The sequence below is a fragment of the Streptomyces sp. NPDC050549 genome, from assembly GCF_040655035.1.
Classification (GTDB): domain Bacteria; phylum Actinomycetota; class Actinomycetes; order Streptomycetales; family Streptomycetaceae; genus Streptomyces.
In genome coordinates this window covers 82,648-94,953 of the sequence record NZ_JBFAJD010000006.1, presented here as the reverse complement: position 1 = coordinate 94,953, position 12,306 = coordinate 82,648, and the positions used below count along the sequence as shown (strand labels likewise).

Sequence of the window (12,306 nt, the reverse complement as noted above, 5' to 3'; positions counted from 1 at the left end):
GTGACCGTTGACCTCACTGCGACGGATCTGCAGGCCTTCACACAGGAATGGCTGGAGTGGTACCGCGGTCAGGAGGATCGGCTCGCCGCCCCGCACGGATTCCTGGCGATCACCGGACTGCACTGGCTCGACGACCGGCCGCAGCGGTTCCCGGACGCGCCGGGTGCCTGGTGGACCGATGCAGAAGGGGTCGCCGTAGCCCTCGGCGAGGGTGAGGAACTCGTCGTGGGCGACACACCCGTACGGGGTGAGCACCGCTTCGGCGTGCTGCCCGAGCGGGGCGGTGTCGACGCGGTCTGGGGCGACGCCGTGATCGAGGTGGCCAGGCGCGGCGGGCACGACATCGTGCGACCCCGGCACCCGGACGCGCCGCTGCGCACCGCCTTCGCCGGTACCCCCGCCTACGCGCCGGATCCCCGCTGGGTGGTGCGGGGACGGTACACGGCCTTCGAGACGCCGCGCCCGACGACCGTCGGCGCGGCGGTCGAGGGTCTGGAACATGTCTACGACGCGCCGGGCCGGGTCGATTTCGAGCTGGACGGGCACCCGCTGGCGCTGACCGCGTTCCCCGGACATGGACCGGGCGGGCTGCTGGTCCTCTTCACGGACGCCACCTCCGGGATGACCACCTACGCTGCCAACCGGGCGCTCGCGCTCGCCCCGCCCGGCGCCGACGGCACGGTCGTCCTGGACTTCAACCGCTCGACCAATCTCCCCTGCGCCTATACGGACCTGGCCACCTGCCCCCTGCCACCGGCGGAGAACCGCCTGCCGGTGGCCATCGAGGCGGGGCAGAAGATTCCGCGTGAGCGGGGTGGGATCTGAGGCCCGGCTCCACAACCAAGCGCGCCTCTCAGTCGTCCCCATGAGTGGCGCGCCCGTTTTGTGCGGTCGCGACCCCCCACCGATCACGCGCGCCGACCACGCGCGGGAATGAGGTCGCATGCTCCGAATTCACTTCACCTCGCGGGATCTGCAGAGTGTCCGCGTCGCCCGCCAGCCCCATGCGCTGTGGGAACTCGTGTGTGGTGTCTGCCGGTTGGACAGCCGTCAGGGGGCGCTCGAATTCGGGCACTGGCGCCGTTCGGTGCGGGAGCGGCTGGCCAGGGACCAGCGGGCCGGGCGGGCCCTGTCGCCGTTGCAGACACTGATTCCTCCGGTGGGCTACATCCCCGACTTCCTCACGCCGTCCGTGACGGGCGGCGGTCTGGCCGGTGGTCTCGACGAGGTACGGGCCACCTCCCGCACCCGGCTGACCCGTGAGCTCTCCCGGCTCGCCGAGTCACGTCCGCTGCCGTCGTGGGTCTCCACCCTCGACCGGCCGGGGACCAAGGCTCTGGGGGCGTTGACACGGGCCCTGGAACTGTCCTGCGGGACCCTGCTCGAACCGTACTGGCCCCGCGTCCAGGCCGCCGTCGGCGACGATGTCGAACTGCGCTCCCGCGCGCTCCTCGACGGCGGCACCTCCGCCCTTCTCAACAGCCTGCGCCCGCACGCTCGTTGGCACGCTCCGGTGCTGGAGGTGGACTATCCCGTCGACCGCGAACTGCACCTGGAGGGGCGGGGTCTGCTGCTCGTCCCGTCCTACTTCTGCTGGCGCAGGCCCACCGCTCTCGCGGACCCCACGCTCGGGCCGGTGCTCGTCTACCCGGTCGCCAAACAGCCCCTGGAGATCGTCCGCGCGAGCGACGGCGGGCTGGAACGGCTGCTCGGCCGTACCCGGACGGTCGTACTGACACATCTGGCCGGCCATGGCGCGCGGACGACGTCCGAGGTGGCCTCGGCGGCCAACATCGCGTTGCCCAGCGCCAGTTACCAGCTCAGTGTGCTGCGCGACGGCGGTCTCGTCACCAGTCACCGGGACGGCCAGTTCGTACGGCACTCGGCGACGCCCCTCGGCCTGCGCCTGCTGGACCGGTGACAGATCCCCGCCGGAGTCGTTTAGAACGCATTCGAATTCATTGCCCCCGTGCTTCCCGTACGGCGATGGTTTGGGCGACCGGTACGGGAGTCCGCCGGTCTCGGCGGAGTCCTGGCGCTCTCGCCGCACGGAGCGGGCGCGGTGGCCACCGTGCACAGGGGGACGGTGGCCGCCGCGGCCGTGGGTCAGCCCGCCTGCAGGCGGTCCGTGGCGGTGCTGTGGGTGAGCGGTTCGCGCAGGCCGACGTGTTCACTCAGGGTCGTCCCGGTGTACTCGGTGCGATAGACGCCGCGTTCCTGGAGTGCGGGGACGAGCAGGTCGACGATGTCGTCCAGGCCGTCGGGGATCAGCTGCGGCGTGACGTCGAAGCCGTCGACGGCACTGTGCCGGACGAAGTGGGCGAACTTGTCCGCCAGGCTCTCCGGGGTGCCGACATGGCCGCGCTGGGGGCCGAGCGCGATGACGGTTTCGCGCAGCGACCAGCGGTTCGCGTCGGCCTTCTCCCGCCATTCGGCGACGACTTGGCGCGAATCTGCGATGCGCCGGGCGCCGAAGGAGCCGTCGTCATCGGCGACGACCGGGTCCTCCCTGGGCAGTGGCCCGTCGGCGTCGCGGCCGGAGAGGCCGAGGCCCCACAGGAGTCCGGCGATGCCCCACAGGAGTCCGGCGATGCCCAACGCCGTTGCCGGGGTGACCTGTTGGAGGCGGATCCAGCGCTCCTTCTCCAGCACCTCCTCCTCGGTGGCGCCGATGATGATCTCGGTGCCCGGGAGGATGCGCAGGTCGTCCTCGGGCGGCCGACTGCCCGCCGCCGGCGCCGGAGGTCGTCGGCGAAGGCGAGCGCGTCGAAGTCGTCGCCGTGCGCGGAGAAGATGACGTCGGCATTGCGGGCGGCGAAGTCGCGGCCCTCGCCGGAGTCCCCGGCCTGGAAGATCACCGGGTGTCCCTGGGCACTGCGCGGAAGGGTGGGTGCGAGGTCGACGTCGAACTGCGGTCCCCGGCGGCGGACTCGGCGTACGGCGCCGGGTGCCGCCCAGGCCGGGGCGCCGGCCGAGCCGGAGACGGCCGCGTCGGCCCAGCCGTCCCAACGGGCGCGGGCGACGGTGAGGAACTCCTCGGCGCGCCGGTAGCGGTCGGCGTGGTCGAGGTGGCCGCCGCGGCGGAAGTCGGCGCCGGTCCAGGCGTTGTCGGTGGTCACCACGTTCCAGCCGGCCCGGCCCTCGGAGGGCAGGTCGAGGCCGGACAGCCGGCGGGCGAAATCGGCGGGCTCGTTGAAGGTGGTGTTGGAGGTGCCGACCAGGCCGATGCGGTCGGTCGCGGTGGCCAGCGCGGCGAGTTGGGTGATGGCGTCGGGCCGTCCTGCGACGTCGAGGTCGTGGATCTGTCCGTAAAAGCGCTGGCCGCGCCGACGAGCGCCCTGCTAACTTGCCGTAGGCCGTGACAACGCACGAGGAGGTGAGACCCATGAACGCTGTACGCAGGTGGGTGCTCCCCCTCTTCTTCACGGTTGGGCCAGTGACATAGGTGTCGCCGGGAGCGCCTCACGACAAGGCACTCCCGAAAGGCGACAAGCCATGAATTCCACACGATCCAAGCATTTCTACTTCACCGCGGAGACCACGTCGGGCGGTGTCATCCAGCGGGACTTCACCATGGGTGAGGTCACCGGAGCCCTGTGGTCCCCGAAAACCGGTGCCGACCGCGCGCCCCTCGTGTTGATGGGGCACGGCGGCGGCAACCACAGGAAGTCTCCCGCCATGGTGGGCCGTGCCCAACGCCTCGTGGCCGACGGCGGTTTCCATGTCGCCGTCATCGACGCGCCGGGCCACGGCGGCCGGCCCCGCACGGCACACGACGAGCGGGAGATCGACGCCATGCAGCGGGCGATGGCGGCGGGCGAGCCGGTCGGCGACATCGTGGTCCGCTACAACGGCCACCTCGCGGAGCGTGCCGTACCGGAGTGGCGGGCGACCCTGGACGCTCTCCAGGAACTGCCCGAGATCGGCACCGAAGGACCCGTCGGCTACTACGGCCTGAACATGGGCACCGCGACCGGGATCCCGCTGACGGCGGCCGAACCCCGCATCACCGCCGCCGTGTTCGGCCTCTTCTGGTACGACGACGCCCTCGCCGAGACAGCGCGGCGCATCACCGTTCCGATCGAGTTCGCCCTCCAGTGGGACGACGAGCACATCCCGCGCCCGTCCGGCCTCGCTCTGTTCGACGCCTTCGCCTCGAAGGAGAAGTCACTGCACGTCAACTCGGGCGCCCACAAGGAGCTGCCCAGGTTCGAGGCGGACAGCGCGGTGCGGTTCTTCGTACGGCACCTGCGCCGTCGCTGACCTCAACCCGGCGGCCCCGCGCCTTCGCCGAACTCCAGTCCCGTCATGAGTTCGGCGAAGGCGCGAGCCGCGCCGGGAGCCGTGAAGAGCCGGTCGAGCCGGGCGCGGGCCAGGCCGCGGCTGAAGGGGCCCGAGCCGGTGGCGTCGCCGGCGTCGTGGAGCATGCCGGTCATCCAGTGGGAGAACTCCTGGTCGTTCCAGACGCGACGCAGACAGCGCTCCGAGTAGGTGCGCAGGGCCGTGTCGTCGTGGTCGTGGACGGAGTCCCGTACGGCCCGGGCGAAGAGATCGGCGTCGTAGAGGGCGAGGTTCATGCCCTTGCCGCCCATCGGCGAGACGATGTGCGCCGCGTCGCCGACGAGGAAGAGGCGGCCGTACTGCATCGGGTCGTGGACCAGGCTGCGGAGGCGGAAGATCTCGCGGTCGGTGATCGGGCCGGAGACGAGGGCCGGGTCGCCGAGCCGGGTGCGCAGGGCGTCCCAGACCCGGTCGTCGGGCCAGGCGTCGGGGTGGTCGTCGGGCGGGCACTGGAGGTAGTAGCGGCTGGTGTACGGGCCGCGCGGGAAGTGCGCGGCGAAGCCCTGCGGGCTGACGGCCAGCAGCGGATGGGCGGGGGGCGGGGCGTCGGCGAGGACCGTCAGCCAGCCGATGCCGTGATCGAAGGCGTACGGCGTGAGGGCCCCGTCGGGGACGGAGGTGCGGCTGATGCCGTGGTCGCCGTCGCAGCCCGCGACGTAGGCGCAGGTGAGGGTGCGGAGGTCGCCGTCCGCGGTGCGGTAGCGGACGGTCGGGTGGTCGCCGGTCAGTTCGTGCAGGGAGACGTCGGCGGCCTCGAAGCGCAGGTCGCCGCCGTTCGCGAGGTACTCGGCGGTGAGTTTCTGGACCAGCATCTGCTGGGGGCAGAGACGGGCGGTCGGGCCTTCGGAGCCGTCGTAGTCCGAGACGAGATGGGGTTCGCCGTCGACCCGGAGTTCCAGGATGCCCTCGTGCGGGACACCGCCCAGGACGCGGTCGGCGAGTCCCCAGGAGTCGAACATGCGGACGGCGCGGGTCTCGACGATGCCGGCCCGCTGGCGCTGTGCCACGTACTCCCGGGTCCGGCGTTCCAGCACGACGCAGTCCATGCCGCTCCGCTGCAACAGGTTCGCGACGGTCATACCGGCCGGGCCCGCGCCGATCACCACCACGGTCGTGGACTCCGACGTCTGGCTCAACTCCCGTGTGCTGTCGGCCACTTGACCACCTCCGGGATCACCCTAGCCGAGCGGGCCAGGTCGCCGGGGAGTCGACGTAGATACGGCCGTACAGGAAGAGGACCAGTTCACCGGCCGTGACCCGGGCGGAGGCGTGGGCGGTGCCGGCGGGAATCGGCTCGGTTTTGCAGGGTGAACAGGAACTCCTCGACACCGTCCACCGCCGCCTCCTCGGGCCGCGACCGCGGCCCGGAACGCCGTCGACCGTTCGTCGATCAGCCGCAGCAGACCTGTGAATTCGAGAGTCTTCCTCACTCCGGATGTCTGTCACCGCGCTCCGCCGACCGGCCGCCGACTTCCCCGTCCCGACCTGCGGAAACCGAGCGGTGCTGATCCAACGGTCAGGGCGCGAGGGCCTGTTGGACCGTCGGGTAGCAGTCGATGACTCCGTCGATGCCGACGAGTTCGATGACGCGCTGCACGGACGGGGCGGTTCCGGCCAGTCGCAGCCAGCCGTCCGCCTGGGCGAGCGTCTGGTGGACGGCGAGGAGGATGTTGATGCCGCTGGAGTCCATGAAGGTGACCTGGCGCAGGTCGAGGACGACGTGCGGTGCGCCCCCGTCCGGCAGGTCCAGCGCCTCCCTCAGCGAACCGGCTGTCTGGTGGTCGATCTCTCCGGCCAGGGCCACGACGACGGTGCCGTCGACGACGTCGGTCCTGACCGTCAACTTCCCTGGCTGGCCCGGCTGTTCGGTGTCCACCATCTGTCCTCATACATGAGTCGGTGAGCGCTATGGATCAGGATTTCACCCGAAGTGCTGCCCCGCATCGTACGGTTGATGCCCGCGTTCGGTGGAGCCGACAGAAATTGACGGAGTGGGTGTTGCCTCACGGGGTATGCGCGGGGCACGCAGAAGGCGGTGAAACGATCCGGATGGAACCAGACTCTTCGGAGGACGACGACACAGCGCCGCAGGCCAGGGCCCGGACTCGGCCCATACGGTCCACCGTGGCACTGGACGGGGACGGCTCCTGCATCGCCGAGGCCCGGCGGCTGGCCGCGATGTTCCTCGTCCGGGCACGGGCCGAGTACGGGCTCCCGGTGTCGGCCCGTGCCATGGATCTCACGCAGTTGGTGGTCAGTGAACTGGTCACCAATGCCCGCAAGTACGCGCCCGGCCCGGTGCTGATGGATCTGCGGATCGTCGGCGCCCTGATCGAGGTGGAGGTGTGGGACTCCGACCCGGTGCTTCCGGTCGCCCGTGCCGCCGACGCCCAACGGGTGGGCCAGCACGGTCTGGAGATCGTACGGGCCGTCGCGCGCGGCTTCGAGGCACAGCGCGAACCGGTGGGCAAACGCATCACCGCGCGCATCCCGCTGACGGACGGCCCGGACACGGACGTCCCCGGCCGCGGCCGGCTCCGTACGTGAGTCGGGACGGTCACGGCGTGGCCGGGACCCGGTAGACGGAGACATGGGACGTCGACTCGGCGGTGAACTCGGACCCGTCCCAGTCCGCGTGTCTCGACTCCAGTTCGAAGCCCGCCAGTTGGGCCATGAGGTCGAGTTCGGCCGGCCAGATGTAGCGGTGCGGGCTGAGGTCGAGCCGCGCGTGCCCGGTCCCGTCCAGTCGGAAGTGGTGCGACACGGCGCGCTGGTTGAGGACGTCGTAGGTGTCCAGGGCGATGTAGTCGGGGTCGGTCCGCCAGACGGTGGCGTGCCGGCCCGGCGGCAGCATGCGCAGCTCGGGTACCCAGAGCTCGATCACGAACCGGCCGCCCGGTGCGAGGTGGCGGGCGGCGTTGCGGAAGCACTCGACCTGCGCAGCCTGGGTGAGCAGGTTCGAGATGGTGTTGTAGACGAGGTAGACCAGACTGTACGTCCCGGGGACGACCGTGCTCGCCATGTCACCGACGGTCACGGGGATCGTCGCCTCGTCCGCCTTGGTCCGCAACCGCTCCACCATCGGCTGTGACAACTCGATGCCGGTGACGGGAACTCCGCGCTCGGCGAGCGGCACGGCGACCCGGCCGGTCCCGATGGCGAACTCGAGGGCCGCGCCGTCCCCCGCGAGTTGCGAAAGTCGCTCCACGGTCGGCCCCAAGGTCTCGGGTGCGAACATTCCGGTGCCCGGAGTGTCGTACCGCCGGGCGGTGTCGGTGTCCCAGACCTTCTCCTGCTGCATTTGGCCAACACTCGCTCCCGGCCGCCGAGTTGTCCAACGAATTCCCCCGACAGGCGGAAGAGCCCCACCTCGCCTAGAGTGCTGTGGACGACGTGCTCATTCCGGTCGCCTCCCGCCGACGACCTTCTTTCCGTCGTTTCCCCGTATGACGCACTCAAACAGTTCGAGCATTTCGGGAGGAGACATCATGCCCTTCGCCACCGCCACGGACGGCACACAGATCTTCTACAAGGACTGGGGGTCGGGGCAGCCCGTCGTCTTCTCCCACGGGTGGCCGCTGACGGCCGACGCGTGGGATCCCCAGCTGAAACTGATGGCGGACAACGGCTTCCGCGCCGTGGCGCACGACCGGCGCGGCGGCGGACGCTCCGGTCAGCCCTGGGCCGGCAACGACCTCGACACGTACGCCGACGACCTGGCAGCGGTCATCGAGGCCCTGGACCTGCGCGAGGTGATTCTCGTCGGCCACTCGACGGGCGGCGGCGAGGTCACCCGCTACATCGGCCGGCACGGGTCGGGGCGGGTCGCCAAGGCCGTTCTGCTCGGCGCGATCCCGCCGCTGATGCTCAGGACGGACGAGAATCCCGAAGGGCTGCCGATCGAGGTCTTCGACGACATCCGCAAAGGTGTGGAAACGGACCGTTCGCAGTTCTACAAGGATCTCAGCGTCCCGTTCTTCGGCGCCAACCGCGACAACTCGACCGTCAGCCAGGGGACTCGTGACGAATTCTGGCTGTGGAGCATGACCGTGGGAATCAAGGGCGCCCATGACTGCGTCAAAGCGTTCTCCGAGACCGATCTCACCGAAGATCTCAAGAAGATCGACGTTCCCACATTGATCGTGCACGGCGACGACGACCAGATCGTTCCCATCGTGGCCTCCGCCGAGAAGTCCTCGAAACTCGTCAAGGACGCGACCTACAAGGTCTACCCCGGCGCTCCGCACGGTCTGGCTCTGGTGCCCGAGTTCGCCGAGCGGTTCAACGCCGACCTCCTCGCCTTCGCACGCGGCTGATCGCGTTGCCGTCGCGCAGCGTGACTCATCCCTCAGGGACGACAGGTCTGGTTCCGCCGGACGCGGGCACTCGTGAGCAGGCAAGGAACCATACGCTCCGACCGACGACCTGAGGTGAACCATGCCCGAGGAGATCAAGAGTCCGGCGGTCCGGTCACGCTGTGCGGCTGCCGGCGGACTCCTCGTGGTCGTGGATCTGCGCCGACGCCACCGCGCAGAACGCCTCCAGACCGGTGAGCAGCGCGTTGCGCCCGGCGGCCGGCATCTGTGCCAGCACCTCGCCCAACGCCTCCTCCCGACGGGCCCGCAGGTCCGAAAGGAAGGCCCGCCCCGGACCGCTGAGGTACAGGCGCACCTCGCGCCGGTCCGTGGGGCTCACCTCGCGGTCGACGAACCCGGCGGCCTGCAATCGGTCACAGAGGCGGCTGGTCGACGGCGGTGTGGAGGCGAGGTGGTCGGCGAGGGTGCGCAGGTTGATGCCCTCGTGGTGTTCCAGGATGAACAGGACTCGTAGCTGCGAGGCGGACGCGGGCGCGGTAGAGGCGCGCCCCCACAGGACCTCCAGCAGTTCTGCTGCCGTAGAGGTGACGCGTGCGACCTCGGCGGGTTCCGGGCGGGGGTGGATGGACGTCACGGTCACACTCTCGCAGGCACAGGGACGGACTCCAGCGTACTAGGCACGCGTGACGCGTTCTCCGAGGGAGAGATTGGCATATCTGCGATCGTGAACAGACTCATGGCTGTCGAGCGGGCACTGCGTACGGCGGCTCCCCACGAGCTCCCCGCCGTGGTCGGCCGGGAACTGGTCCGGCGGTACGCGGCGGACTCCGTGGACCTGCTCATGGCCGACTACGGCCTGACCGTGCTGCAGCGCGTCACCGACCTGCCGCACACCCTGCCGCCGGTCTCCGTGCACAACACCCCCGCGGGCCGTGCCTTCGGAGCCCAAGAACCTTTCGTGGAGGGGAACTTCGGGGACGGCAGTGTGCGTCTTCACCTTCCGGTCAGTGTGCGCGGGGACCGCCTCGGTGTGCTCTCGGTGACACTGCCCGGCGGCGACCACGTACGCGAATGTCTGCCCGAACTGACCGAGCTGGCCGAGGTCTTGGGGCACGAGGTGCTGGTGGCCGAGCGCGACACGGACCTGTATCTGCGGGCCCGGCGCAAGGACCGGCTCACGCTGGCGGCGGAGATGCAGTGGCAGCTGCTGCCCGGCCGCTCGTGCTCCCGTCCCGAGTTCGACCTCGGCGCTCAACTGGAGCCCGCCTACGCGATCCACGGCGACAACTTCGACTGGTCCGCCACTGCCGACCACCTCGCGCTGTACGTCTCGAACGGCATGGGCGAGGGCATCGAGGCCTCGCTGCTGACGAACCTGGCGGTCAACGCCCTGCGCAACGCACGCCGGGCGGGCATCCCCCTCGCCGACCAGGCGGCCCTCGCGGACCAGGCGGTGTACGCCCACTACCGGGGCCGCAGCCATATGTCCGTGTTGATGTTCGACTTCGAACTCACCACCGGGCGGGCCCGGGTGGTGGACGCCGGATCGCCGCAGACGCTGCGGCTGCGCGACGGGGTGGTGGAACGGATCGCCTTCGACGAGCAGTTGCCGCTGGGCATGTTCGAGGAGACCGACTACATCGAGCAGGACTTCCTGATCGAGCCCGGGGACCGGATCCTCTTCGTCAGCGACGGGGTGTACGCCGTCGCCTCGCCCAAGGGCGAGGCGTACGGGGACGCGGCGCTGGCGCGCGCGATCCAGCAGACGAGGCTGCTGCCCGCGGCCGACGTGCCCAGGGCCGTGCTGCGGGAACTGACCGGCCACCGCGGCACGCCGACCCCCGACGACGACGCCTTGGTGGTGTGCCTGGACTGGCGGGGACGGTGAGGTGTGTCCGCTGTGTCCCGCTCTCACCGGCGCGGCGTTAGTGTGAAGACACTGAGCCGGAAAGGTGAACACCGTGAGCACCTCTGAGCAGCTCCCTTCCTTCGAGAGCGAGTTGCGGTCGGCTCCGTCCGATGCTCTGGTGGCGACGGCCCGGCGTCTGCTCGGTGACCGCGCCGGAGCCCGCGGGGTCACCCTTCTCCTCGCCGACTACGGCCTGCGTGTGCTGCGCCAGGTCGATCCGCTCCCGGGCGCCGGCGAACCGCTGGCCGCCCAGGACGGCCCGGCCGGGCGGGCGTTCACGGAGCAGACGCCGGTCGTCGAACCGGCTGCCGACGGGACCGCCGCCGTGCATGTGCCCGTCTCCGTGCGCGGCGACCGCCTCGGCGTCCTCTCGGCCCGTCTGCCCTGCGCCGGTGCCGCTCCGGCCGGGGTGCTCGGCCTCGCCGACTTCGCCACCGCCCTGGGCCACGAGATCGCCGCGGCGGAACGCGACACCGACCTCTACCTCCTGGCCCGCCGCACCCGCCGCCTCACGCTGGCCGCCGAGATGCAGTGGCAGCTCCTGCCTGGACGGGGCTGCGGACGCCCGGAGTTCGAGATCGGCGCCCATCTGGAGCCCGCGTACACCGTGGGCGGCGACAACTTCGACTGGAGCACCGACGGCAGTCACCTCACCATGACGGTGACCGACGGCATGGGCCGCGGCATCGACGCCTCCCTGCTGACCGGCGTCGCGGTCGGCGCCCTGCGCAACGCCCGCCGCGCCGGCCTCGGCCTCGCCGACCAGGCCCGGCTGGCCGACCAGGCGGTCTACGCCCAGTTCGGCGGCAAGGTCTACGCCTCCACTCTGCTGCTCCGCTTCGACCTCGCGACGGGCACGGTCCAGGCGGTCGACGCCGGCTCGCCCCGCCTGTACCGCCGACGCGGCCGCACCGTGCGGCAGATCGAGATGGAGGCACAGCTCCCGCTCGGCATGTTCGAGGAGACCGCCTACGAGGAGCAGATCTTCTCCGTACGACCGGGAGACCGCATCGTGGCGGTGAGCACCGGCGTCCACGGGGCCCGTTCACGGCAGGGCACCCCGTTCGGCGAACAGGCGCTGCGCCGGGTGCTCGACACAGTGTCGGCACGGCCCCCGCAGGAGGTCGCGCGCTCGGTGGTGGCGAGCCTGGCCGACCACTTGGGCGGCACGGAGCTGACCGCCGACGCGGCCGTGGTCTGCCTCGACTGGCACGGGCACGAGGCCGCGGCGCCGTGATCATCCGCCGGCGCCGGACGGCCGATTCCGTTGCGTGGCGCCGAACGCCCGCAGGCCACGCTCCAGTGCCGCACGCTCGTCCGGCTCCATGGCGTGTACGACCGCTGCCAGCGCCCGGGCCCTGAGTGCGGCGACCTCCGCGAGGACGTCCCGTCCGTGCGCGGTGAGACTCAGGCGTACTTCCCGGCGGTTGTGGGGTGCCGCGTCCCTGAGCAGCAGCCCGGCCGCCTCAAGCCGGTCGCAGAGCCGGCTCACCGTGGGCAGGCCGGCGTCGAGCCGGTCCGCCAGCGTGGTCAGGTTCGCGCCCGGTGCGGCCACCAGGGCGTGCAGGGCGCGCAGTTGATACGGCGAGAGACGTACCGACGCCTCTGCCGCCGCCGTGGTCCACAGTTCGGTCAGGCCGTCCACGGCATCGGCGACCCGGCCCGCGACGGGGTCCGTGCCGTCCGCCTGCTCGTGCGTTGCCACGAGTTCGACACCTCAAGGAAGTCGGGTGTGGTGAC

The 12,306-nt window shown here is 70.8% G+C and carries 13 protein-coding genes and 1 pseudogene; 7 read left to right on the top strand and 7 right to left on the bottom strand.

Annotation, left to right across the window (positions count from 1 at the left end; all coding sequences use genetic code 11):
* Positions 1-825 (top strand): DUF1684 domain-containing protein, encoded by an 825-nt coding sequence (locus AB0I51_RS11725; protein WP_362973852.1) that lies wholly within the window; start codon positions 1-3, stop codon positions 823-825.
* A 118-nt stretch (positions 826-943) separates the two neighbouring features.
* Positions 944-1,921, top strand: a complete 978-nt coding sequence (locus AB0I51_RS11720; RefSeq protein ID WP_362973850.1) for a winged helix-turn-helix domain-containing protein — start codon at positions 944-946, stop codon at positions 1,919-1,921.
* A 185-nt stretch (positions 1,922-2,106) separates the two neighbouring features.
* Here the strand turns inward: AB0I51_RS11720 and AB0I51_RS11715 are convergent, their stop codons facing one another.
* Both AB0I51_RS11715 and AB0I51_RS11710 read right to left on the bottom strand, forming a co-directional pair.
* The gene (locus tag AB0I51_RS11715; RefSeq protein ID WP_362973848.1) at positions 2,107-2,652 is read right to left on the bottom strand and encodes a hypothetical protein; all 546 of its coding nucleotides are present in this window, start codon (positions 2,650-2,652) and stop codon (positions 2,107-2,109) included.
* Between the two features lie 110 nt (positions 2,653-2,762).
* A pseudogene (locus AB0I51_RS11710) lies at positions 2,763-3,227 on the bottom strand (LLM class flavin-dependent oxidoreductase); the annotation flags it as partial.
* A gap of 268 nt (positions 3,228-3,495) precedes the next feature.
* Here AB0I51_RS11710 and AB0I51_RS11705 point away from each other — a divergent pair.
* Positions 3,496-4,263 carry an alpha/beta hydrolase gene (locus AB0I51_RS11705; protein WP_362973846.1) on the top strand — a complete coding sequence of 256 codons (768 nt, stop codon included), beginning with the start codon at positions 3,496-3,498 and terminating at the stop codon, positions 4,261-4,263.
* A 2-nt stretch (positions 4,264-4,265) separates the two neighbouring features.
* Here the strand turns inward: AB0I51_RS11705 and AB0I51_RS11700 are convergent, their stop codons facing one another.
* Both AB0I51_RS11700 and AB0I51_RS11695 read right to left on the bottom strand, forming a co-directional pair.
* A complete protein-coding gene (locus AB0I51_RS11700) occupies positions 4,266-5,498 on the bottom strand; it encodes a 4-hydroxybenzoate 3-monooxygenase (RefSeq protein WP_362973844.1) in 1,233 nt (410 codons plus the stop codon).
* Between the two features lie 359 nt (positions 5,499-5,857).
* A complete protein-coding gene (locus tag AB0I51_RS11695; protein WP_362973842.1) occupies positions 5,858-6,220 on the bottom strand; it encodes an STAS domain-containing protein in 363 nt (120 codons plus the stop codon).
* A 170-nt stretch (positions 6,221-6,390) separates the two neighbouring features.
* On the opposite strand from AB0I51_RS11695, the gene AB0I51_RS11690 reads away from it, so the two are divergent.
* Entirely contained in the window at positions 6,391-6,888 is a 498-nt protein-coding gene (locus AB0I51_RS11690) for an ATP-binding protein (RefSeq protein WP_362973840.1), read from the top strand.
* 10 nt (positions 6,889-6,898) lie between these two features.
* On the opposite strand, the gene AB0I51_RS11685 is transcribed toward AB0I51_RS11690, so the two are convergent.
* Positions 6,899-7,642, bottom strand: coding sequence for a class I SAM-dependent methyltransferase (locus AB0I51_RS11685; protein WP_362973838.1), 744 nt, complete (start codon positions 7,640-7,642; stop codon positions 6,899-6,901).
* A 187-nt stretch (positions 7,643-7,829) separates the two neighbouring features.
* On the opposite strand from AB0I51_RS11685, the gene AB0I51_RS11680 reads away from it, so the two are divergent.
* A complete protein-coding gene (locus tag AB0I51_RS11680; protein WP_362973836.1) occupies positions 7,830-8,657 on the top strand; it encodes an alpha/beta hydrolase in 828 nt (275 codons plus the stop codon).
* Positions 8,658-8,811: 154 nt separating this feature from the next.
* Here AB0I51_RS11680 and AB0I51_RS11675 read toward each other — a convergent pair whose 3' ends face one another.
* Positions 8,812-9,297: a MarR family transcriptional regulator gene (locus tag AB0I51_RS11675; RefSeq protein ID WP_362973834.1), complete on the bottom strand. Its 486-nt coding sequence runs from the start codon at positions 9,295-9,297 to the stop codon at positions 8,812-8,814.
* Between the two features lie 96 nt (positions 9,298-9,393).
* Between AB0I51_RS11675 and AB0I51_RS11670 the strand changes: the two genes are divergently transcribed.
* Both AB0I51_RS11670 and AB0I51_RS11665 read left to right on the top strand, forming a co-directional pair.
* Positions 9,394-10,545, top strand: a complete 1,152-nt coding sequence (locus tag AB0I51_RS11670; RefSeq protein ID WP_362974193.1) for a PP2C family protein-serine/threonine phosphatase — start codon at positions 9,394-9,396, stop codon at positions 10,543-10,545.
* A gap of 64 nt (positions 10,546-10,609) precedes the next feature.
* The gene (locus AB0I51_RS11665) at positions 10,610-11,803 is read left to right on the top strand and encodes a PP2C family protein-serine/threonine phosphatase (protein ID WP_362973832.1); all 1,194 of its coding nucleotides are present in this window, start codon (positions 10,610-10,612) and stop codon (positions 11,801-11,803) included.
* On the opposite strand, the gene AB0I51_RS11660 is transcribed toward AB0I51_RS11665, so the two are convergent.
* Positions 11,804-12,271 (bottom strand): MarR family transcriptional regulator, encoded by a 468-nt coding sequence (locus AB0I51_RS11660; RefSeq protein WP_362973830.1) that lies wholly within the window; start codon positions 12,269-12,271, stop codon positions 11,804-11,806.
* Between the last annotated feature and the right edge of the window lie 35 nt (positions 12,272-12,306).